The organism is Streptomyces sp. ALI-76-A, from assembly GCF_030287445.1.
In the GTDB taxonomy this organism is placed as follows: Bacteria; Actinomycetota; Actinomycetes; order Streptomycetales; family Streptomycetaceae; genus Streptomyces.
The window spans coordinates 5,572,518-5,594,337 of the sequence record NZ_JASVWB010000002.1 but is presented as its reverse complement, the minus strand read 5'-3'; the positions used below and the strand labels follow the sequence as shown (position 1 = coordinate 5,594,337).

Annotated in this window: 19 protein-coding genes; 7 read left to right on the top strand and 12 right to left on the bottom strand. The window is 71.6% G+C overall.

The genetic code is table 11. The annotated features are described in order from the left end of the window. Positions 1-103 precede the first annotated feature (103 nt). Entirely contained in the window at positions 104-616 is a 513-nt protein-coding gene (gene msrA / locus QQS16_RS26100) for a peptide-methionine (S)-S-oxide reductase MsrA (protein WP_286064309.1), read from the bottom strand. A gap of 239 nt (positions 617-855) precedes the next feature. Between msrA and QQS16_RS26095 the strand changes: the two genes are divergently transcribed. Next, positions 856-1,449 (top strand): DUF4291 domain-containing protein, encoded by a 594-nt coding sequence (locus QQS16_RS26095; RefSeq protein WP_286064307.1) that lies wholly within the window; start codon positions 856-858, stop codon positions 1,447-1,449. 113 nt (positions 1,450-1,562) lie between these two features. Here QQS16_RS26095 and QQS16_RS26090 read toward each other — a convergent pair whose 3' ends face one another. Next, positions 1,563-2,603, bottom strand: coding sequence for an NAD(P)-dependent alcohol dehydrogenase (locus QQS16_RS26090; RefSeq protein WP_286064306.1), 1,041 nt, complete (start codon positions 2,601-2,603; stop codon positions 1,563-1,565). Positions 2,604-2,772: 169 nt separating this feature from the next. Here QQS16_RS26090 and QQS16_RS26085 point away from each other — a divergent pair, with 169 nt between their 5' ends. Beyond that, positions 2,773-3,690, top strand: coding sequence for a helix-turn-helix domain-containing protein (locus tag QQS16_RS26085; RefSeq protein WP_286064305.1), 918 nt, complete (start codon positions 2,773-2,775; stop codon positions 3,688-3,690). Between the two features lie 68 nt (positions 3,691-3,758). On the opposite strand, the gene QQS16_RS26080 is transcribed toward QQS16_RS26085, so the two are convergent. From QQS16_RS26080 to QQS16_RS26065, 4 genes are all read right to left on the bottom strand, one after another. Continuing rightward, positions 3,759-4,529 carry a group II truncated hemoglobin gene (locus QQS16_RS26080; protein ID WP_286064304.1) on the bottom strand — a complete coding sequence of 257 codons (771 nt, stop codon included), beginning with the start codon at positions 4,527-4,529 and terminating at the stop codon, positions 3,759-3,761. 83 nt (positions 4,530-4,612) lie between these two features. Next, entirely contained in the window at positions 4,613-7,912 is a 3,300-nt protein-coding gene (locus tag QQS16_RS26075; RefSeq protein ID WP_286064303.1) for a S8 family peptidase, read from the bottom strand. Positions 7,913-8,424: 512 nt separating this feature from the next. Continuing rightward, complete coding sequence (locus QQS16_RS26070; RefSeq protein ID WP_286064302.1) at positions 8,425-9,675, bottom strand: L,D-transpeptidase; 1,251 nt, start codon at positions 9,673-9,675, stop codon at positions 8,425-8,427. A gap of 224 nt (positions 9,676-9,899) precedes the next feature. Continuing rightward, a complete protein-coding gene (locus QQS16_RS26065) occupies positions 9,900-10,244 on the bottom strand; it encodes a hypothetical protein (RefSeq protein ID WP_286064301.1) in 345 nt (114 codons plus the stop codon). A gap of 130 nt (positions 10,245-10,374) precedes the next feature. On the opposite strand from QQS16_RS26065, the gene QQS16_RS26060 reads away from it, so the two are divergent. Beyond that, complete coding sequence (locus QQS16_RS26060; RefSeq protein ID WP_286066455.1) at positions 10,375-10,668, top strand: hypothetical protein; 294 nt, start codon at positions 10,375-10,377, stop codon at positions 10,666-10,668. Between the two features lie 42 nt (positions 10,669-10,710). Beyond that, positions 10,711-11,505, top strand: a complete 795-nt coding sequence (locus QQS16_RS26055; RefSeq protein ID WP_286064299.1) for a hypothetical protein — start codon at positions 10,711-10,713, stop codon at positions 11,503-11,505. A gap of 61 nt (positions 11,506-11,566) precedes the next feature. On the opposite strand, the gene hutH is transcribed toward QQS16_RS26055, so the two are convergent. The 3 genes from hutH to QQS16_RS26040 form a co-directional block, all read right to left on the bottom strand. After that, the gene (hutH, locus tag QQS16_RS26050) at positions 11,567-13,105 is read right to left on the bottom strand and encodes a histidine ammonia-lyase (protein ID WP_286066454.1); all 1,539 of its coding nucleotides are present in this window, start codon (positions 13,103-13,105) and stop codon (positions 11,567-11,569) included. Between the two features lie 94 nt (positions 13,106-13,199). Further along, positions 13,200-14,357, bottom strand: coding sequence for a GGDEF domain-containing protein (locus QQS16_RS26045; protein WP_286064297.1), 1,158 nt, complete (start codon positions 14,355-14,357; stop codon positions 13,200-13,202). Between the two features lie 131 nt (positions 14,358-14,488). Beyond that, positions 14,489-15,289 (bottom strand): enoyl-CoA hydratase/isomerase family protein, encoded by an 801-nt coding sequence (locus QQS16_RS26040; protein ID WP_286064296.1) that lies wholly within the window; start codon positions 15,287-15,289, stop codon positions 14,489-14,491. Positions 15,290-15,704: 415 nt separating this feature from the next. Here QQS16_RS26040 and QQS16_RS26035 point away from each other — a divergent pair, with 415 nt between their 5' ends. Then, positions 15,705-16,373, top strand: coding sequence for a hypothetical protein (locus QQS16_RS26035; protein ID WP_286064295.1), 669 nt, complete (start codon positions 15,705-15,707; stop codon positions 16,371-16,373). A 42-nt stretch (positions 16,374-16,415) separates the two neighbouring features. Here the strand turns inward: QQS16_RS26035 and QQS16_RS26030 are convergent, their stop codons facing one another. Then, positions 16,416-17,576, bottom strand: a complete 1,161-nt coding sequence (locus tag QQS16_RS26030; RefSeq protein ID WP_286064293.1) for an adenylate/guanylate cyclase domain-containing protein — start codon at positions 17,574-17,576, stop codon at positions 16,416-16,418. 224 nt (positions 17,577-17,800) lie between these two features. Beyond that, the gene (locus QQS16_RS26025) at positions 17,801-18,667 is read right to left on the bottom strand and encodes a biotin--[acetyl-CoA-carboxylase] ligase (protein ID WP_286064291.1); all 867 of its coding nucleotides are present in this window, start codon (positions 18,665-18,667) and stop codon (positions 17,801-17,803) included. A 109-nt stretch (positions 18,668-18,776) separates the two neighbouring features. Between QQS16_RS26025 and QQS16_RS26020 the strand changes: the two genes are divergently transcribed. Then, entirely contained in the window at positions 18,777-20,387 is a 1,611-nt protein-coding gene (locus tag QQS16_RS26020; protein ID WP_286064290.1) for an acyl-CoA carboxylase subunit beta, read from the top strand. 8 nt (positions 20,388-20,395) lie between these two features. After that, positions 20,396-20,605 (top strand): acyl-CoA carboxylase epsilon subunit, encoded by a 210-nt coding sequence (locus QQS16_RS26015; RefSeq protein WP_286064289.1) that lies wholly within the window; start codon positions 20,396-20,398, stop codon positions 20,603-20,605. On the opposite strand, the gene QQS16_RS26010 is transcribed toward QQS16_RS26015, so the two are convergent. Next, entirely contained in the window at positions 20,602-21,732 is a 1,131-nt protein-coding gene (locus QQS16_RS26010) for an SGNH/GDSL hydrolase family protein (RefSeq protein ID WP_286064287.1), read from the bottom strand. The genes QQS16_RS26015 and QQS16_RS26010 overlap by 4 nt on opposite strands. Between the last annotated feature and the right edge of the window lie 88 nt (positions 21,733-21,820).

Here is a 21,820-nt window from a genome sequence, read left to right as displayed (position 1 = left end):
GGGCGAAGTCCCCGGTCCCCTGCGCCCAGCGCGGCCGGCGCGGCGCCCCGTGCCGGGCAGTCCTGTCTGCCTCCCGCCGGGCCGCCTCGCGGTCAGCGCGCCGTCAGCCCTCGGCGCGGGCGGGCAGCCGCCATCCCGGGCGCGGGAAGTGGCAGGTGTAGCCGTTCGGATAGCGCTGTAGGTAGTCCTGGTGCTCGGGCTCGGCCTCCCAGAAGGGGCCGACCGGCTCGACCTCGGTGACGACCTTGCCCGGCCACAGGCCGGAGGCGTCCACGTCCGCGATCGTGTCCTCGGCGATCCGCTTCTGCTCGTCGTCCACGTAGTAGATCGCCGAGCGGTAGCTGAGGCCGATGTCGTTGCCCTGGCGGTTCTTCGTGCTCGGGTCGTGGATCTGGAAGAAGAACTCCAGGAGCGCGCGGTAGTCGGTCCGCTCGGGGTCGAAGAGGATCTCGATGGCCTCCGCGTGCGTGCCGTGGTCGCGGTACGTCGCGTTCGGCACGTCACCCCCGGTGTATCCCACCCGGGTCGCCGTCACGCCCGGAAGCCGGCGGATCAGCTCCTCCATCCCCCAGAAGCATCCGCCCGCCAGCACGGCCCTCTGTGTCTGCGCGGCCATTGCGGCCCTCCCCATCTGTCAGCTCGCTCACTCGGGCTACTCGGCTCGCACACCACCGGCATACCCTTCCACGCTCCTCAACGCGTGAGGGCCCCAGCCGATTCCGCGCCCGCCCGTCCGGCCGGCCCCCGCGGTCGCCGGTCACCGGCCCCAGCGAGCGGCGTGGGCGGCGCGCGCCCCCGTGACGGGCGGTCGATAATCAGTGGCCGGCCGAGGTGGCCGGCCCCACGCTGTACGCCATGGAACAACCCGAACGCGAGATCCGCGCGGCCCACGCGGAGTCCACGATCACCGTCTACCAGGCCTATCCGCCGCGCATCGGCCTGGCCGCTGTCCGCGAGGGCCGTTTCCCCGTCGCCTGGAAGCGGGACAGGATGACGTGGATCAAGCCCTCGTTCCTGTGGATGATGTACCGCTGCGGCTGGGGGGCGAAGGAGGGGCAGGAGACCGTGCTCGCCGTCGACATCAGCCGTGACGGGTTCGAGTGGGCGCTGCGCCACGCGTGTCTTTCGAGCTATGTCCGCGGGCTGCACCCCGACCGGGCCGCCTGGCAGCGTCAGGTGAAGCGGGCGCCGGCTCGCGTGCAGTGGGACCCCGAGCGGGACCTGCGCCTGCGGGCCCTTCCGTACCGGTCCCTGCAACTCGGGCTCTCCGGCGAGGCCGTACGGCGCTACGCGGACGAATGGACGGTCGCCATCCGCGACGTGACCCCGCTCGCCCACGAGATCCGTGCCCTCGTCGGCGGTGGTGACCTGGACTCCGCAGCCCGGCTGCTGCCGCGGGAACGCCCGTATCCCCTCGCGGAGGAACTCCTCGCCCACCTGCGGGGATGACGGGCCGGGGCGGTGACACGGTGACCGGCCCCGAACAGCGGCTCGGTGAAACGCCCCGGAACGGCGAAGGGCCCCGGAACACCCGGGGCCCTTCGCCGATACGACCAGGTCGGTCAGATCGTCGCCGTGTCGATCACGAACCGGTAGCGCACATCGCTGTTCTGCACCCGCTCGTACGCCTCGTTGATCTCGGACGCGGCGATCAGCTCGATCTCCGCGCCGAGGTGGTGCTCGGCGCAGAAGTCCAGCATCTCCTGGGTCTCCGCGATGCCGCCGATCATGGAACCGGCGAGGGTCTTGCCGCCGCCTATCACCGAGAAGAGGTTGAGGGAGATCGGCTCCTCGGGGGCGCCCACGTTCACCAGGGCGCCCTCCGTCTTCAGCAGCGCGAGGTAGCTGTTGAAGTCCAGCGGGGCCGACACCGTCGAGACGACCACGTCGAACGTGCCGGCCAGCTCCTTGAAGGTGTTCTCGTCGCTGGTGGCGTAGTAGTGGTCGGCGCCCAGCTTCAGGCCGTCGTCCTTCTTGCGCAGCGACTGCGACAGCACGGTCACCTCGGCGCCGAGCGCGTGGGCGATCTTCACGCCCATGTGGCCGAGGCCGCCCATGCCGACGATCGCGACCTTCTTGCCGGGGCCGGCGCTCCAGCGCTTCAGCGGGGAGTACAGGGTGATGCCGGCGCACAGCAGGGGCGCGGCGACGTCGAGGGACAGGCCGTCGGGGACGCGGACGACGTAGTTCTCGTCGACGACGACCTTCTCCGAGTAGCCGCCGTAGGTCGGCTCTCCGTCCCTGCCGATGCCGTTGTACGTGGGCACGTTGCCCTGGACGCAGTACTGCTCCCGGCCGGCCCGGCAGTTCTCGCACTCGCGGCAGGAGTCGACCATGCAGCCGACGCCCACGCGGTCGCCGACCTGGAACTTGGTGACACCGGGGCCGACCTCGGAGACGACACCGGCGATCTCGTGGCCGGGGACCATCGGGAAGATCGCCTCGCCCCAGCCCTCCTGTGCCTGGTGGATGTCCGAGTGGCAGATGCCCGCGAACTTGATGTCGATCAGCACATCGAACTCGCGGACCGCGCGGCGCTCGATGGTGGTGCGCTCCAGCGGAGCCTTGGCGGCGGGTGCGGCGTACGCAGCAACAGTGGTCATGCCGAAGTTCTCCTAGCGGGGGTTGCGTGCCCGGCTGCCTTCCGGCCGGGCACAGGTCCAGCCTGCCCCATGAGTGAACTTTCACCCAGGCCACGGCTTTGCGTACGTTTGCCGTGCCTACTACTGGCGGGGTCAGGATGGTGGGCGTACGACCGTGAATACTTGAGGCATGGACGAACACCCCGAATCGGCGTCACCGGAGCCCGTCGGCGGGGCCCTGGACCGGCGGGCCGAGCTGAGCGAGTTCCTGCGCACCCGGCGGGCCCGGCTGAAGCCGGAGGACGTGGGGCTGCCGGACTTCGGCCGGCACCGCCGCGTTCCGGGGCTGCGCCGGGAGGAGCTGGCGCAGCTGGCCGGGGTGTCCGTGGCGTACTACACACGCCTGGAGCAGGGCAACGGGCGGAACGTGTCCGCGGAGGTCCTCGACTCGATCGCCCGCGCGCTGCGGCTGACCGACGCCGAGCACGCGCACCTGACGCATCTGGCGAAGCCGAAGCAGCACAAGAAGAAGCCGGCCGCCCGCACCCAGCAGGTGCGGGGTGCCCTGCGTACGCTGCTGGACTCGATGGACGGCTTTCCGGCGTACGTCGTGGGGCGGCGCTCGGACATCCTGGCCTGGAACCGGATGGCCGCGGCGGTCTTCGGCGACTGGGCGGAGCTGCCGGCGCAGGAACGCAACTGGGCGCGGATGGTGTTCCTGCGGCCCGCGTACCGCGATCTGTTCGTGGACTGGGAGCAGAAGGCGATCGACATCGTCTGCGCGCTGCGCATGGACGCCGGCTGCCATCCGGACGACCCGCGGCTGTCCGCCCTGGTGGGCGAGCTGTCCGTGAAGAGCGAGGAGTTCAGGCGGCTGTGGGCCACCCATGACGTCAAGGAGAAGAACCACGGGGTCAAGCGGCTGCGGCACTCGCTCGTCGGCGACCTCGACCTCAACTTCGAGTCGTTCGGTGCGGTCGGCGACCAGGACCAGACCCTGGTGACGTACCACGCCGAGCCGGGGTCGCCGTCGGCGCAGGCGCTGCGGCTGCTGGCCAGCTGGGGGGCGGACGCGACCCGGGCGGGCACGTCGGCACCGTCGGCCTGAGGGCACCGGCCCACCGGTGGTGAGGGGCGCCCGGTCCGGGCGCCCCGCCACCCCGGCGCGCTCCCGGCTCAGCCCTGGTACGGCGGCGCCGCTCCCCAGTTCCACCGGGGTACCGGCTGTTCCGCCGGCGGCTTCGCGTCCGGGCCGGAGAAGTGGACGGCCAGGCGGGTGCCCCACTCCACGTAGGCGAGGAAGGCCGAGCGGAACTCGGCGTCCGTGGGCAGGCCCGCCTCGTCGGCCGCGTCCTGGATCAGGTTCACCCAGCGGCGCCGCTGCGGCTCGGTGATGCCCCGGCCCATGTGCTTGGCCACCATGTGGCCGTGGCCGCCCTGGGTCTCGGAGTAGCCGGGCGGGCCGCCGAAGACCTCGGCGAGCCACAGCGCCACGTGCTGGGTGTGCTCGGGGGCGAGGTCCTCGAAGACCGGCGCCAGCACCTCGTCCCGCAGGACCTTCTCGTAGAAGACCGACGTCAGACGGGCGAACGCCTCCGCGCCGCCCGCCCAGTCGTAGAGGGTCGGCACGGCGGAGCCGGTGCCGCGGACCGCGGTCGGCCTGTAGTGGCGCATCTCCTGGATGCTGGGGATGTAGGGGCGGATCTCGGCGAGGAAGTCGGCGAACAGTTCCGAGGTGCGGAACCCCTCCAGGTGGTCCTCGGTCGAGGTCCACCTGATGCGCAGGACGAAGTGCTCGAAGTCCTCCTCGCAGCGGGCGAGTTCGTAGTCGACGCACTGGGGTGCCGCCGCCAGCCGGAGGGCGGCGCGGGTGTAGGCGGACAGGAACTCCGCCGACCGCGCGGCGGGTATGTGGTACCGGATGTACTCGACCGTCTGAGTCGTCATGTGCCCACACAACACGACAGGCCCGCCGGAGGCTGTGCCTCCGGCGGGCCTGTCGCTCACGGCCTACTCAGCGTCGTACGGGTTCACTTCCCGTAGTACGCGTTGTAGATCGAGATCGTCGACTTGTTGCCCTTCTTGTCGGCGATCTTGGCGTGGAAGGAGATGGCCTTCCCCTTCGCCGGGTTCTTCACGGTGATCTTGCCGCTCTTGACCTCGGTCTTCTTCCAGGTCTGGCCGTAGTCGTACGACACGTAGACCGCGAGGGACTTGAGGTTGGAGCCCTTGGCCGCGCCCTCGACGGTGACCGGGATCGACACCGTCCTGCCCGCCTCGACCTTGGAGTCCAGACCGGTCTTGGCGTTGAAGCGGACCATGGAGGCCGGCAGCTTGACCGGGTCCGAGCCGGTCGGCTTCTTCGAACGGAAGGTCCAGCTCGCGTCGATCCGGGTGGAGGCGGCGGCGACCTTGACGCTCCGCTTGACCGAGGTGGTCAGCTTGTACTCGGCGTCACCGGCCGGGACCTTGAAGACGTCCTCGCCGAACAGCGGGTCGTCGTTGGTGCCGACCTTGGCGCCGTTGCGGTAGAGCGACGTGGCGACCGACGTGAAGTCGGACGAGCCGGCGTGCCCGGCCCCGTCGGCGAACAGCGGCAGGCTGCCGTAGATGTCGTTGCCCTCGCGGACCAGGCCGTACTCGGCGTTCAGATGCGGGCCGAAGACCGCGGTGTTGAAGGTCTTCGTGTACTTCTGGCCGCCCTTGAAGGTCTGCGGGGCACCCAGCGTGTAGTACGCGTCGACGATCGGGAAGCCGTCCGCGTCCTTGCCGGCGTACTGCTCGAAGTCCAAGGACCACTTGATCTTGTCGGACGTCGAGAGGTACAGCGTGCGCGCACCCGGCAGCTTCTGCTCCACCGGGAAGCCCAGCACCAGTTCCTCGGGGAACACGCCCCAGGTGACGAGCCCGCCGGTCTTGCCGGGGGCGGCGGCACCCAGGTTGTTCTTCACCGCGGCGAGCTCGCTCGCCTTGAAGTGACGGACCTTGTCACCCTGGATCTTCTTGACCTTGGCGGTGGTGGCCACGTCGTACTCGGCGTTCGCGCCCTTGGTCCACTGGCCGTTCCAGGTCTGCGAGAGGCCGGTGGGGACCTCCGCTCCCAGGTGGGCCAGCCGTACGTCGGCGAAGGACTCGAGGCCGAAGCCGATGCCGATGTCGGCCGGCTCGTAGAAGTAGTTGACCATCGCGGCGGTCGCCTTGGCCTGCGCGTCCGGCACCGTGATGTTCGCCGCCTTGGCCTTGCGGGCGTCGATCGTCACCGAGGTGTTCTTGGTGACGCTCAGCTTCGGCTGGACCAGCCAGTCGAGGCCGCCCTCCAGGTTCACGAAGTCCTTCGCGATCCAGGCGTCCAGCAGGTACGTGCCCTGGGGCACCCGCATCGTGGTGGTGCCGGCGCCGGTCGTCGGCACCTGGTACTGGCGGCCGTTGCCCAGGCCCGAGTAGCCGAGGAGGACGGTGTTGTGGCCGTCCGTCGGCTGCCCGTCACGGCCGATGTGCTTGACGGTGACGTCGTAGGACTGCACCTCACGGTTGACCGCCGCGGCCGTACGGACGCTCTGCCCGCCGCCGGTGGCCGTCACGTACGCGGAGTACGCGCCGTCGAGGGTGCCGCCCAGCTTGGTGTTGACGGTGACGTCCACGGACGCCTTGCCGCCCGCGGGGACGGTCACCTGGGTCGCGGCGAGCTTGAAGAAGCCCGCGGGAGCCGCCTGGCCCTTGGGGTTGGTGGCGGTCGCCGACAGGGTCAGCGTGACGTCCTTCGTACCGAGGTTGCGGTACGTCAGCGCCTTGGTGACCGGCTTGTCGTCGGTGTGCGGCCACTGCTGGGTGCCGAAGCTCACCGACACCGGCTCGGCGATCACGGTCTGCTTGATCGCCTTGTCGACCTGGACGCGGCCCGAACCCTGCTGGAACGGGGTGTACTTGCCGCCCTTCGTGGACGCGGTCAGCGCGCCCTTGAGTTCGGCGTACGTCCAGTCCGGGTGCTGCTGCTTGAGGATCGCGGCGGCACCGGCCACGTGCGGGGTCGCCATCGACGTACCGGAGATGGACAGGTAGCCGGCCGGCTTCTCGCCGACCTCCTGCTCGATCTGGCTGCCCTTGGCGGACGCGGCCGTGATGTCCACGCCCGGCGCGGTGACGTCCGGCTTGATGGCGCCGTCGCCGAGCCGCGGGCCCGTGCTGGAGAAGGAGGCGAGGAGGTCCTTGTCGTCGACGGCGCCGACGGTGAGCGCGGCGTCCGCGCTGCCCGGCGAACCGACCGACTCCGGACCGGAGTTGCCCGCCGCGATGGCGAACAGGATGCCCTTGTCGGCGGACAGCTTGTTGACCGCCGCCTCCAGCGGGTCCACCTCGGGCGTGTCCGTGCCGCCGAGGCTGAGGTTGACGACCTGGGCGCCCTGCTCGGCCGCCCACTCCATGCCGGCGAGGATGCCGGAGTCGTCACCGGAGCCCGTGTCGTCGAGGACCTTGCCGTTCAGGACCTGGGCGCCGGGTGCGACACCCTTGTACTTGCCGCCTGACTTGGCCCCGGTGCCCGCCGCGATGGACGCGACGTGCGTGCCGTGGCCGACCTTGTCGGTGGCGTCGGCGGCCGCCGTGAAGTTCTTGGCCGCGATCACCTGGTTCTTCAGGTCCGGGTGGGTGGCGTCGACACCCGTGTCCAGGACGGCGATCTTGATGCCCTTGCCGTCGTAGCCGGCGGCCCACGCCTTGGGGGCGCCGATCTGCGCCACGGACTTGTCGAGGGTGGCCTTGCGGACACCGTCGAGCCAGACGTGCGCGATGCCGGAGGCCGTCTTGTCGCCGTTGGTGACCGCGTCCCACAGTTCGGGCGCGTCCGCGTGCGGGGCCTGTACGGCGTCCGCGTTCAGGGACGTCAGGGTCCGGCGCAGGGTGCCCGCGTCACGGACGTCGGCCTTGGTGGCGGCCGCGGCTCCCTTGTAGCCGACGATGACCTTCAGGCCGTTCTTCTGGGAGGCGCGGGTCGCCGACTTGTTGAGCTCGGTGATGTCGAAGAGCCGCTGGTCGAGCTTGCCGGTGGCGACCAGCCGGGCCGCGTCGGCCGGTATCACCAGGGTGTGCCCGTCGACCTTGCGGATCTGGACGGGTATGTGCTTGCGTCCTTCCGCCCGCTCCAGGCCGACGACCTGGCCCTTGGAGTCGACGGAGACGCGGTCACCCGTGATGAGGGTGATGCGGTGGTGGGACGTGAGCTGGGCAGCGCCGGTCGTGCGCTGCTCGGGCTTCGCCGACGCGGGGCTGGTCATGCCCGCGGCGAGGGCGACGGCGGCGGCCGTGGCGACGGTGGCCGCGCCCACTCTTTTCACTTGTCTGCGCAAGTTTCCCCCTTGCAGAAGGACCGGGCGAATTCCCCGATTCACCCGGGCGGGGGCAATCTCGCACGCAAAGACGTACACCCCCCGGAGCACGCAGTATGCCGGGGGGTGATCAGCCACCTCAAGGGACAGGTGCCTGACAGGAAGGGTCTGTTACACGATCGTCGGGTAAGCGCCGGTCCTCGGCCACCAGGAACGCGCCGGGAGCGAACGGACCCGCTACGGAACGGCGTTCTCCTTGACCGTGATGTCGCCCTTTCGGAGAGGTTTCCGGTGGGTTCGTCGGCGAGCAGCACCTTCGGTTCCTTCTGCGGCGGCGCAGCTCGCGCCTCAGGTAGGTGAAGAACATGGCCGCAAGCTAGTGCCGTGGCAGGCACTAGGTACGGCGCGTGATGAGGGGATAAGGCCGACGTAAGAGAAGGACGAGAAGGCTGTGGCCGGCCCCGGAAACACCGATGCCGCCCCTGGGGGGCGGCATCGCAACGCTGTGAACCGAGGGTCGGTCAGACCGCCGAACCGGCCTTCCACTGCGCCCAGTCCATGTTCCAGCCGTTCAGGCCGTTGTCCGGCGAGACCGTCTTGTCGCCGGTGTTCTGGACGACCACGACGTCACCGATGATCGAGTTGTTGTAGAACCACGCGCCCTCGGTGTTCGGGTCGTCGGCGCCCTTGGTGTCGTTCAGGCCCACGCAGCCGTGGCTGGTGTTGACGCTGCCGAAGATGGAGTCGGCGCCCCAGTAGTTGCCGTGCACGAAGGTGCCGGAGGTGGTCAGACGCATGGCGTGCGGCACGTCCTTGATGTCGTACTCGCCCTTGCCGTCGTCGTCGGTGAAGCCGACCGTCGCGCCGTTCATCCGGGTCTCCTTGAACTTCTCGGAGATCACCATCTGGCCCTCGTACGTCTTGTTGTCGGGCGAACCGGCGGAGATCGGGATGGTCTTGACCGTCTTGCCGTCCTGCGTGACCTTCATCTGCTTGGTCTTCGCGTCGACGTACGTGACCTGGTTGCGGCCGGTCTTGAAGGTGACCGTCTTCTGCTGGACGCCGTAGACACCGGAGGCGCCCTCGACACCGTCGAGCGCGAGCTTCAGCGTGACGGTGGAGTTCTCCTGCCAGTAGTCCTCGGGCCGGCAGTCCATGCGGTTGGCGTTGAACCAGTGGCAGACCACCTCCTGCCCGCTGGTGGAGGAGACGGTGATGCCCTTCTGGACCGCCGCCTTGTTGGTGATCGCCTTGTCGAAGTTGATCGACACCGGCATGCCGACGCCGACGGTGGCGCCGTCGTCCGGCGTGAACGTGCCGATGAAGCTGTTGGCCGGGGAGACCGTGGTGAAGGAGGCGTTCTCGTGGGCGATGCGGCCCTCGGAGTCCTTGGCCTCCGCCGCCAGCTTGTAACTGGTCGACCGCTCCAGCTGGGCGGTGGGCTTCCAGCTGGTCCGGTCCGCGGATATCTCGCCGCTGACCTCGGTGCCGTCGGAGGTCGTCATCGTCACCTCGGTGAGCGTGCCCTTGCTCACGGTGACGGCGGCCGAGTTGTTGATCGAGGCGTTGTCCGAGCCGTCCGCGGGTGTGATCTTGATCTGGGCCTCGGAGGTCTTCTTCGCCGCGGCCTCGTCGACCCTGGCCTGTGAGCTGTCGCCGCCGTCGTTCGCGGAGGCGTCGTCGCCGCCACCGGAACACGCCGAGAGCACCAGCACACCGCCGAGCAGTGCGGACGCGACCGTCAGGCCCCTGCGCCGCTTACCGACCGTCATCACACGCTTCTCCATCGTTGCCGAAAATCCCAGAACCCTGAGAGTCCCCGTTAGTGAAACTTCAACGCTACGACCGGTTCGTCCCGTTCCACATGTCTCAGATGTGTGGGGCACACCACGTCCGCCGCGGCGGGTGGTGCGGATATCGGGCCGTGCGCCCCCTGAGACGACGAAACCCCGGGCGGCGGTTGCCGCCCGGGGTCAGTTGTTTTCCCCAAGCCGGTTCAGCCGACCGCCTCTTCTTCGTCATCCTCGCCGTCATCATCCTCGTCGAGGTCCCAGTCCGGCGAATCGGGGTCGTACTCGATCTGCTCGCTGGACCAGGAGGCCTGCGCGAGTTCCACCCCCGGGACCGTCCTGACCAGGTCGAACGGGTCCACGAGATACGCGAGGGCCTCCGCGGTGTCTTCCGTCACAGCGCTCTCGGCGTGCTTCCGCTCCTCGGCCGGCATCTCTGCGTCGTCCGCGATCCGCCCCAGCGCGGCCCCGGTGACGGCGCCCGCGTCCTCGACCTCTAGGACGAGTTCCACGCGAAGGCGTACAAAACGTGATGTCTCTGGAGTGCTCATGCCCGGAGAGTACGGCGCATCGCTCCCGTGACTTTCCTGTGACCCGCGCCTTTCACTAACATCGCCCCACACGGCCAATTCGCCAGCACCACAAGGGGATCGATATTCCGTGTCATCCGCTCGCCGTCCGTTGCTGACCGCCACCGCCGCGGGGACCCTGCTGGGTGCCCTGTGGTTCGTCCCGTCCGCGAACGCGACAGACGACCAATCGGTGAGAACGCAGCCCTCGGCGGCCCCGACGTCCCAGGTCACCACCCAGGCGCGGGCCACGACCGAGACCTCCTCGACGACCGGGGACGACGTCCGGCTCGCCGACACCGGCAGCTTCGACACCACGCCGTACGTCGTCGGCGGAACCCTGTTCCTCACCCTGGGCGCCGGCTTCGTGGCCTACTCGGTTCGCCGCGAACGCCTCGGTTTCTAAACGGACTTGACGTTTTCTTGACGAAACCTCCATAGTCCGCACATGAAGAGATCATCGAGGGCGCGCATAGGCGCCACGGCCACCGTGAGCGTGCTGTCACTCGCCCTCGTCACCGGGTGCGGCGGAGGTTCCGACGACGCGGACACGGCGGAGGACCCGGGCACCTCCTCCTCGCCCACGACGGCCGCGAAGACGCTCAGCACCGCCGAGCTGGAGAAGCTGATCATCGCGAAGGCCGACGTCGACGGCTACGACGTCGACTCCGCCGACAGCACGGACGAGTTCGCCGCGTCCAAGGACCAGGTGACGGTGGAGGACGCCGCGTGCGAACCGATCGCGTACGTGCTCACCGGGTTCGCGCCGGGTGACGAGAGCGCGTACGTCAAGCGGATGGCCAGCCCCGCGGCCGAGGAGATCACAGCCGCCGAGACCGAGGACCCCGCGGGCGCGCTCGAGGACGCCCTCGGCGCCACCATCACCTTCGTCTCCCTCTCCTCCCACGAGGGCGACGGCGCCGCGAAGACGATGACGGCCGTCACCGACGCGGTCAAGGGCTGCGCGGGCGGGTTCACGGTCTCGGCGAAGGGCCAGGACACCCAGAAGTTCACCAAGGTCACCGAGGAGAAGTCCACCGCGGCCACCGGCGAGTCGGTGGCGTTCGCGGTGAACGGCGCGGTCGACGGCGGTGGCGAGGCGACCGTCCACGCGCAGGTCGTGCGGCACGGCTCCACCGTGGCCACGTACTACTCGCTCAGCCTCGCCGCCCTGGGCGGCAAGGAGACGAAGTTCAGCGTGCCCGCCGAGATCGTGACCGCCCAGGCGGCCAGGCTCAAGTGACGCACCGAGCGTCGAGGGGCCCCGCCGCACACCGGCGCGGGCCCCTCGACGTCGGGTACGGCTACCGCAGCGGCCCGGTGACCGTCTCCGCCGCCGCGACCAGCCGCCCCTCGCGGACGAACGCGTCCGCCGCGGCCAGGTCGGGCGACAGGAACCGGTCCGGACCGGGCCCGCGCACCCCCGCCTTCCGTACGGCCTCGACGACCGCCCGGGAGGCCGGCGACGGGGCCGGCCCTTCGCGCAGCTCGACGGCGCGCGTGGCGGCGTACAGCTCGACGGCGATGACCCGGCTGAGGTTGTCGACGGCGGTGCGCAGCTTGCGGGCGGCCGACCAGCCCATGGAGACGTGGTCCTCCTGCATCGCGGAGGACGGGATCGAGTCCGCGGACGCCGGTACGGCGAGCCGCTTCATCTCGCTGACCAGGGCTGCCTGCGTGTACTGGGCGATCATCAGACCCGAGTCGACGCCGGGGTCGTCGGCGAGGAACGGCGGCAGCCCGTGGCTGCGGTTCTTGTCGAGCAGCCGGTCGGTGCGGCGTTCGGCGATGGAGGCCAGGTCGGCGGCGGCGATGGCGAGGAAGTCGAGGACGTAGGCCACCGGCGCGCCGTGGAAGTTCCCGTTGGACTCCACGCGGCCGTCGGGCAGGACGACCGGGTTGTCGACCGCCGAGGCGAGCTCCCGCTCGGCCACCAGCCGGGCGTGCGCGAGCGTGTCCCGTCCGGCGCCGGCGACCTGCGGGGCGCAGCGCACGGAGTAGGCGTCCTGGACGCGGGGCGCGTCGTCCTGGTGGTGCCCGGTGAGTTCCGAACCCGCCAGCACCGCCAGCATGTTGGCGGCGGCCGCCGCCTGACCCGGGTGCGGGCGGATGGCGTGCAGCTCCGGGGCGAGGACCTTGTCGGTGCCGAGAAGGGCCTCCAGCGACAGGGCGGCCGTGATGTCGGCGGACGTGTAGAGCGTGTCCAGGTCGGCCAGGGCCATGACCAGCATGCCGAGCATGCCGTCGGTGCCGTTGAGGAGCGCGAGGCCCTCCTTCTCGCGCAGTTCGACGGGGGCGATGCCGTGCTCGGCGAGGAGCTCGCCGGCGGGGCGTACGGTCCCGTCCGGGCCCTCGGCGTCGCCCTCCCCCAGGAGCGTGAGGGCGCAGTGGGACAGCGGGGCCAGGTCGCCGGAGCAGCCGAGGGAGCCGTACTCGTGCACGACCGGGGTGATGCCGGCGTTCAGGACGTCGGCCATGGTCCGCGCGACCTCGGGGCGGACGCCGGTGTGCCCGGAGCAGAGGGTCTTCAGCCGCAGGAACATCAGGGCGCGCACGACCTCGCGCTCGACCCGCGGCCCCATGCCGGCCGCGTGCGAGCGGACGATGTTGCGCTGGAGCTGGGCCCGCAGCTCCGGGCTGATGTGCCGGGTCGCCAGGGCGCCGAAGCCGGTGCTCACGCCGTAGACCGGGTCGGGCTTGGCCGCGAGCTGGTCCACGATCGTGCGAGCGGCGGCGAGGGCCGCGACCGCCTCGTCGGAGAGCTGGACCCGGGCGCCCGCGCGCGCCACGGCGAGAACGTCGGACGCGGTGACCCCGCCTGTCCCCACCACCACAGTGTGCATATCCATATTCAGGAGCGTACGCAGTGAATTCGAGGATGTCACCAGTGGGGGGCGGGTTCGCCCCTTACCGGTACGTCACACCCGGTCGGGTTCCTCACTGCCGTCCCCGGAACCGGCGGCGCTCGGCGGTCGGCCCGGCGGTCGGCCCGGCGGAGGGCTCGTCGGCCAGCCGTACGACCGGGTCGTCGGGGCCCGCACGGCCTGCGACGACGGGCCGGGTGGAGCGTTCGGCCTTGGCCCGGTACTGGGCCGCGTCGGCGAGCCGGAACAGCCGGCGGGCCGAGACCACCGGCCCGATGGGGTCCTCGGTGGACGCCACCCCGCAGGCGACGCCCTCCCCCAGCTCCAGGTCGGCGGCCCGGCGGCAGAGTTCACCGGCCGTCTCGACCACCTTGTCGGCGGGCGGCCCGACCGCGAGCAGACAGAACTCGTCCCCGCCCAGCCGGGCGGCGAGCGTGCCGGGCAGCATGGCACCGCACAGGGACAGGACCGACCCGAAGCGTTCCAGGAGCCGGTCGCCGACGGCGTGCCCGCGGGTGTCGTTCACGCGCTTGAGCCCGTTGAGATCGCAGACGACGAGGCTGACCACGACCCCTTCCCTGCGATGCCGCTCGACGGCCGCGTCCAGGCGGGAGTCGACGGCGCGGCGGTTGGCGAGACCGGTGAGGGCGTCGGTGAACGCCAGTCGCCGCACCTCCTCCAGTCGCTCGGTCTGGGCGATGCCGGCGGCCACGACGGAGGCCAGGACGGTGGCGAAGTCGGCGTCGCCGCGGTCGAAGACGGGAGCGCCGACCGGGCGGGCGACGTACAGCTCGCCCCAGGCCCGCCCGTGCTGCACGATCGGCGCGACCACGCAGCAGCCGCGCCTGCGCCTGCGCAGGGCGGCGACGCGCTGGTGGACGTAGCCGGGCCGGCGCCCGGCGGCCGGTCCCTCCGCGGTCTCCACCCAGGCGTCGGGCTCGCCGCCCCCGGCCCACCGCTCGTGCAGGAACTCGGTGATCTCGGCGAACTGGTGCACCGGGTAGGCCTCGTCCTCCGGGAACTCCTCCTCGTCCTCGGCCCGCTCCCCGACGTTCACCAGGACCCGCAGCCGGCCGAGGTCGCGCTCCCACACCGACAGCGCCGCGAAGCTGCCGCCGAGCGCACGGCACGCCCCGCCGGCGGCAGCCCGCCACACCTCCCGCGAACTGCGGGCCGCCGCCATGCCCTGCGCCAGAGCGACCACGGCCGCGAGCCGCCTGTCCTCACCCATCACTCCAGGCTAGGGAGGTTCCACAGCAAACGGGACATTGATGTGGCGAACAGGTGTTTCCGGCGACGGCCCGGTCCGAGGCCCCCGCCCCTTACTCCCCTGCTCCCTGCTCCCCTGCTCCCAGCATCCCCTCACTCGCCCGGCCACTGCGGCTTGCGCTTCTCGTTGAAGGCCGCCACGCCCTCCGCCCGGTCCCCCGAGAACGCCACCGACCGCCACGCGGCGTCCTCGACCTCCAGCCCGGCCCGCAGATCCAGACCGTGCCCGAGCCGCAGCGCCCGCTTCGCCGCCCGCAGGCCCACCGGGGAGTTCGCCGCGATCCGGCCGGCCGCGGCCAGCGCCTCCGCCCGGTCCCGGCCGGTCTCCACCAGCACGTCCACCAGCCCCAGCTCCCGCGCCTCCGCGGCCTCCACCCGCCGCGCCGTGAAGATCAGCTCGGCCGCCCGGGCCGCCCCGACCCGGCGCGGCAGCAGCTGCGTACCGCCGCCGCCCGGGATCACCCCGACCGACACCTCCGGCAGCCCCAGCACGGCCGTGCGGTCCGCCACGATCAGGTCGCAGGCGAGGGCCAGTTCGAAGCCGCCGCCGAGAGCGAACCCGTGCACGGCCGCGATCGCCGGCACCGGCAGGTCCAGCACCCCGGTGTACGCGCCCCGGGCCACCGGCCGCTGCCGCACCAGTTCGGCGTCGCTCAGGGAGTTGCGCTCCTTCAGGTCGGCCCCCACACAGAAGGCCCGCTCATGGGTCGAGGTCAGCACGACCACGCGGACGTCCCGGTCCTCACCCAGCGCGGCACAGGCCGCCGCGAGGGACCGGGCCATCTCGGTCGAGACGGCGTTCATGGCCTTGGGCCGGTCCAGGGCCAGCTCCGCGACATACCCCTGCTCGTGCCGCCGCACGGACACGAACTCCCCGAACCGCTCCTCGCTCATGACACCCTCCCGGCCATCCGTTAACGACGGTTAACAATCGCTCCGATCATCGCAGCCGGTCCCCCCAAGGGAAAGGGCGCGCGGGCCGCGGTTCCGCGCGGTGGACGCGGAGGCCGGGGTGCCGGTGGGCACGGCCCCTTCGAGGGGCGCGTGAGGAGGACGGCCCGACCCACGTCCTGGCGCCCGGGCCGGCCTGGGCTTCGCCGCGTGCGCGGCGATGGTGCCCGGCGCGTCCCGGCGCACGCGGAACGCGGAACAACGTCGACGAAGCCCCGGCCACCGGTTCCCGCGTCCGCGCCCGTCACCCCGTTCGAGTGAACATCCCTGCCAACCCCCACCGCGTCGCCCACGCCAGCACATACCGTGCGTGCGCCGCGCGCGTATGACGGGGGCGCGCGCCTGGGGAGGGATCGCGATGACGACGGACACGCCGGCGAAGCCGGGGAGAGCCACCACGCGGGCCGCGACGCCCCCTCCCGAGCCGTACGACGACACCGGCCCCGCAACCCGGCTCCGGACCCCGCGCGGCCGTCACCGCAGGCCCCGCCCCCACAGGCTGCTGCTCACCGCGGGAGGCCTCGCCCTGGCCGCGGGAGTGCTGAGTCTCGTACGGCTCACGTCCGACCCCGGCGTCGGCGGTCTCGGCACCGCGAAGGCCGGACCCCGTCCGGACGCCCCGGACACCGCCCCCACCACCGGCCCGGACACCGGCCGGGCGACCCGCGCCGCCGCGATCACGGAGGCGGTCGCGAAGGTCAGCCCGTCGGCGACATCACCGCTGGGCGGTGCGGGCGCGGCCTCGCTGCCGGGCGCGTCCCACGCTGCGGCTCCGGCTCCGTCCACGACCGCGGCACCGCCGGGACCCGCGCCCGGCGCCACGGCCGTCCCGGACCCGTCCGGCGCTCCGACGTCCACCACCGCGCCCCGGACGCCGGAACGCACCGCCCCGCACCCGGGGCAACCCGCCGCACCGAGCCGGCCCGCGACCGCGCCGGCACCCCAGCCACCGGCCCCGACCCACCGGCCGGACCTGTGCGTGCCGGTCATCGGCCTGTGCCTGGACACACCGCTGCGACGCGACTGAACGGACCACCGGGCCGGGCACCCCAGCCCGGACTCCGGCCCGCTACGACTCCGTACCGCGCCGGGTGAGCAGCCATGGCTCGACCACGCCGAGCCCGCGCACCGGCCGCTGCCACATCGGCTGGAGCGCGAAGCGGTACGTCGGCGGTTCCTCGCCCTCCTTCTCCGCGGCGGCCGCGGCCTCGGCCGCCTCCGCCTCGGAGGCCGGTGCCTCCCCGGTGCGGATCAGCTCCTGGGCGAAGGCGCTGTCGACGAGGACGGCGTCCCGGGGAGCTATCGACGTCAGCCGGGAGGCGAGGTTCACCGTCGTACCGAAGACATCGCCCATTCGGGTGGTCACCGTGCCGAAGGCGATGCCGACGCGCAGCTCGGGCATGGTCTCGTCGTTCGCCATCGTCTCGATCAGGCGCAGCGCGATCTCGGCGGCCACGCCCGCGTCGTCGGCGGCGTACAGCACCTCGTCGCCGAGCGTCTTGACGAGCCGTCCGCCGCGCGCGGCGACCAGGTCGGCGGCGGTGGTCTCGAAGGCCTCGACCAGTTCGCCGAGCTCCTCCTCCTCCATCCGCCGGGTCAGCCGCGTGAACCCGACGAGGTCGGCGAAGCCGACGGCCAGGCGCCGGTCGACCATCTCCTCGTCGTCGGCGGTCTGGATGACCCGGCCGGCCGAGGCGGCGAGCTGGCGGCGCCAGACGTAGACGAGGAACTCCTCCAGTTCCGGCAGGAGCAGCTCGATGATCGGGTACGTCACCTCGGTGCGTGTCATACCGGGTTCCGGGGGCTCGGTCAGCCCCTCGAGGAACGAGTCGATCTGCCACTCGGCCAGCCGCGCGGTGGTCTGCCCGGTCGACCGGGCCACCTGCACGGCCATCGCCTCGCTCAGCAGGCCCGCCTCGACGAGACCGGAGAGCCGGCGCAGCGCGAGCACGTCGGCCTCGGTGAGCGCCCTGGCCTGCCCGATGTCGGCGAAGCCCATCGCCCGCCAGAAGCGGGTGGCCAGCTCCACGGAGACACCGGCGCTGCGGGCCGCCTGGAAGGGGGTGTAGCGCCGCTCGGCGCCGAGGATCAGCTGTTCGATGCGCAGGGCGAGCGGGTCCTCGCCGGAGTCGGCGGCATGGGGGTCCTCCCGCTCGAACGAGCTCGAGTGGGAGGGAGGGTCCACCCGGCCGTCCGCGTCCGCGCCGGAGCCCGTGTCGTCGACGGTCACGCCTGCTGCCCTTCCGATCTGCCACGGTCAGGTATCGACCGGCCTTCACTTTACGGCAGGTGTGCGCCAGCTCACTCCGCGAGTGGCCGCGACGGTCCTGCCGGGTTCCGCTTCCCGCCCTGACCGGGCGGGTGCCGGCCGGGCGAGGGCTGGGGATCCGGGTGCGTCGGCCCGGGGCCCCCGGGTGCGTCGACCCGCAGGGTCGTCGACGCGGGCCGACCCGCCTACGCCGGCCTGAGGTGCACGATGTCCCCCGCCCCCACCGGCTCCTGCACGCCTTCCCCGGTCGCGATCACCAGCCTGCCGTCCCCGTCGATCGCCACCGCCTCCCCGACCACGGACCGGTCTCCCGGCAGCTGCGCCCGCACGGTCCGCCCGAGCGTCGCGCAGCCCGCCGCGTACGCCTCCTGCAAACCGCTGAGGGCGGGATCCCCGTCGGCCGCCCGCCACTTCGCGTACCACTGCTCCAGGGAACGGAGCACACCGCGCAGCAGGGGATCCCGGTCCGTGCTCACCGCCCCCGCGAGCGCCAGTGAGCCCGCCTGCGGCACCGGCAGCTCGTCGGCCCGCAGGGTGACGTTGATGCCGACACCGACGACCACCCCGCCGTCGCCGGCCCGCTCGGCCAGGATCCCGCCGGTCTTGCGCTCCTCGCCGTCCACGGTCACCAGCAGGTCGTTGGGCCACTTGAGTGCCGTGTCCACACCGGCCGCCCGCGCCAGGCCCGTGGCCACCGCCACCCCGGTCAGCAGCGGCAGCCACCCCCAGCGGGCCACCGGGACCTCGCTGGGGCGCAGCAGTACGGAGAAGAACAGGCCGGAGCGCGCCGGCGCCGTCCACTGCCGGTCCAGGCGTCCCCGCCCGGCCGACTGCTCCTCCGCGACGACGACCGCGCCCTCGGCCGCCTTGCCCGCGGCCGCCAGGGCCACCAGGTCGGAGTTGGTGGAGCCGGTGCGCTGCACCACGTCGAGTCCGGACCACAGTCCGCCCTCCCGCATCAGTGCCCGGCGCAGGGCGGCACCGTTGAGGGGCGGACGGTCCAGATCGGACCACCGGCTGTCGTTCGCGTCTGAAGCATCTTGCGGCGTCATGCAAGCCACCCTAGGTGTGGTAAACGCCGCACTGCCGAACGATAGGCACCCCACTACTCTACGGATGAGTAACCGTCCCCCCTTTTGAGCAGGCAGGGAGCCCATCCCGATGTCCGAGCCGGAAGAGCGTCACGAGATCCCAGGGATCGACATCCACACGACCGCGGGCAAGCTCGCGGATCTCCAGCGCCGTATCGAAGAAGCGACGCACGCCGGCTCCGCACGCGCCGTCGAGAAGCAGCACGCCAAGGGCAAGTTGACGGCCCGTGAACGGATCGACCTCCTGCTGGACGAGGGGTCGTTCGTCGAGCTCGACGAGTTCGCGCGGCACCGCTCCACCAATTTCGGTCTGGACTCCAACCGCCCCTACGGGGACGGCGTCGTCACCGGATACGGCACCGTCGACGGCCGTCCGGTCGCCGTCTTCTCCCAGGACTTCACCGTCTTCGGCGGAGCGCTGGGCGAGGTCTACGGCCAGAAGATCGTCAAGGTGATGGACTTCGCCCTCAAGACGGGCTGTCCGGTCATCGGCATCAACGACTCCGGCGGCGCCCGTATCCAGGAGGGAGTCGCCTCCCTCGGCGCGTACGGCGAGATCTTCCGCCGCAACACGCACGCGTCCGGCGTGATCCCGCAGATCTCGCTGGTCGTCGGCCCGTGCGCGGGCGGCGCGGTCTACTCCCCCGCCATCACCGACTTCACGGTGATGGTCGACCAGACCTCGCACATGTTCATCACCGGCCCGGACGTCATCAAGACGGTCACCGGCGAGGACGTCGGGATGGAGGAGCTCGGCGGCGCCCGCACCCACAACTCCACCTCCGGCGTGGCCCACCACATGGCCGGAGACGAGAAGGACGCCGTCGAGTACATCAAGCAGCTGCTGTCGTACCTGCCGTCCAACAACCTCTCCGAGGCCCCGGCGTTCCCGGAGGAGGCGGACCTCACCGTCACCGACGAGGACCGCGAGCTGGACACGATCGTCCCGGACAGCGCGAACCAGCCGTACGACATGCACACGGTGATCGAGCACGTCCTGGACGACGCCGAGTTCTTCGAGACGCAGCCGCTGTTCGCGCCGAACATCCTCACCGGGTACGGCCGGGTCGAGGGCCACCCCGTGGGCATCGTCGCCAACCAGCCGATGCAGTTCGCGGGCTGCCTCGACATCAAGGCCAGCGAGAAGGCGGCCCGGTTCGTCCGCACCTGCGACGCGTTCAACATCCCGGTGCTCACGTTCGTGGACGTGCCCGGCTTCCTGCCGGGCGTGGACCAGGAGCACGACGGCATCATCCGCCGCGGCGCCAAGCTGATCTACGCGTACGCCGAGGCCACCGTCCCGCTCATCACCGTCATCACCCGCAAGGCCTTCGGCGGCGCCTACGACGTCATGGGTTCCAAGCACCTGGGCGCCGACCTGAACCTCGCCTGGCCGACCGCCCAGATCGCCGTGATGGGCGCCCAGGGCGCGGTCAACATCCTGCACCGGCGCACGATCGCCGAGGCGGAGGCCGCCGGGAACCTGGAGGCGACCCGGGCGCGGGTCATCCAGGAGTACGAGGACGCCCTGCTCAACCCGTACATCGCGGCCGAGCGCGGCTACGTCGACTCCGTGATCATGCCGTCGGACACCCGCCGGCACGTGGTGCGGGGCCTGCGTCAACTCCGCAACAAGCGGGAATCCCTGCCCCCGAAGAAGCACGGCAACATCCCCCTCTAGGAGCCGTCATGACGATCAAGGTCGTACGGGGCAACCCGACCCCGGAGGAGCTGGCCGCCGCCCTGGCGGTGGTCCGCGCCCGCGCCGCGGCGGCTCAGACCGCGCCGCCCGGCGCGCCCGACGAGAAGGACGCCTGGGCGGACCCGTCCCGCATCGCGGCCCACCGCCTGCCGCAGCCGGGCCCGGCGGCGTGGAGCCGCACCTACTGGCCCGGCTAGAGGAGCCCGGCCACCGCTTCGGCCATCACCTGGTACCCCTCGTCGTTCGGGTGCAGGTGATCGCCGGAGTCGTACGACGCCCGCAGCCGGTCCGGGTCCTGCGGACCGGCCAGGGCGCGGTGGAGGTCGACGACCGCGTCGTACTCCCCGGCGCACCGCGTCCACGCGTCGACCTGATGGCGCACCTTGGCCGCGTGCTCGCCCCAGTGGTCCGAGCCGCCGAACGGCAGCAGCGTGCAGCCGATCACCCGGAGCGCCCGTCGCCGCGCCTGGCGCAGCAGCTCCCGGTGTCCGGCGATGACCTCCTCCGCCTCCACCACCGGCGCCGGCTTGTACGTGGGCTGCGCGTCCGTCTCGCTGAACCCGATGTCGTTCAGCCCGTGCAGCACGACCAGCGTGTCCACGCCCGCCTGCTCCAGCACGTCCCGCCGCAGGCGGTGCACGCCCTTCTCCCCGTACCACGCTGAGTCGTTGAGCAGCAGGTTCCCGCCGATCCCGGCGTTGAGGACGGGCCGCCCGGTGCGTGCGGCGAGCGCGTCCGACCAGCGGCGGTCGGTGCCCGGCGTGGAGCCGAACCCGTCGGTGACGGAGTCGCCGAACAGGGCGATCCCGTCCGTGCGGCCGGCGTCCACCTCGACGCCGGACAGGAAGTACCAGGACTCGGTCACCGCGTCGAACCCCTCCGCGCGGACGTGGTCCACCAGGTCCCCTTCACCCCGGTAGCTCGCGGTGAAGGCCTGCGCGTGGAAGGTCGCGGGCCCGGTGGCCGCGTCGAAGTGCAGGGTGACCGTCACCCGCTCCCCCGCCGCCACGGCGAGCTCGGCCGCGTCACTGACGATCTGCCCGCGCGCCGGGATCTCCGTGTGCGCGGCCCCCTGGAAGGTGAGCCGCCGCAGCGCCCCCGGCTCGACGGCCGCGCCCGTGGCCGTGCGGCCGAGCGTGGCCCCCGCGACACGGACCGCGGAGGTGCCGTACGCGTTCGACAGGCGCACCCGGAGCCGCCCGCCCCCTGCCGTCAGCCGGACGACCTGGCGCACGGACTGACGCCAGAAGCCCTCCCGGGACCAGTTGGGGGTGAAGCCCTCGGCGGGCAGCTGCGGTGACGCGGTCCAGGCAGCGGTGAACATGGCACGCCCTCTCCAAACGGGACTGAAGTTCCTTTAGGGTAACGGAACAGCAGACCCGTTTGTGCGGGCGGCGCGGAACCCCGGGAAG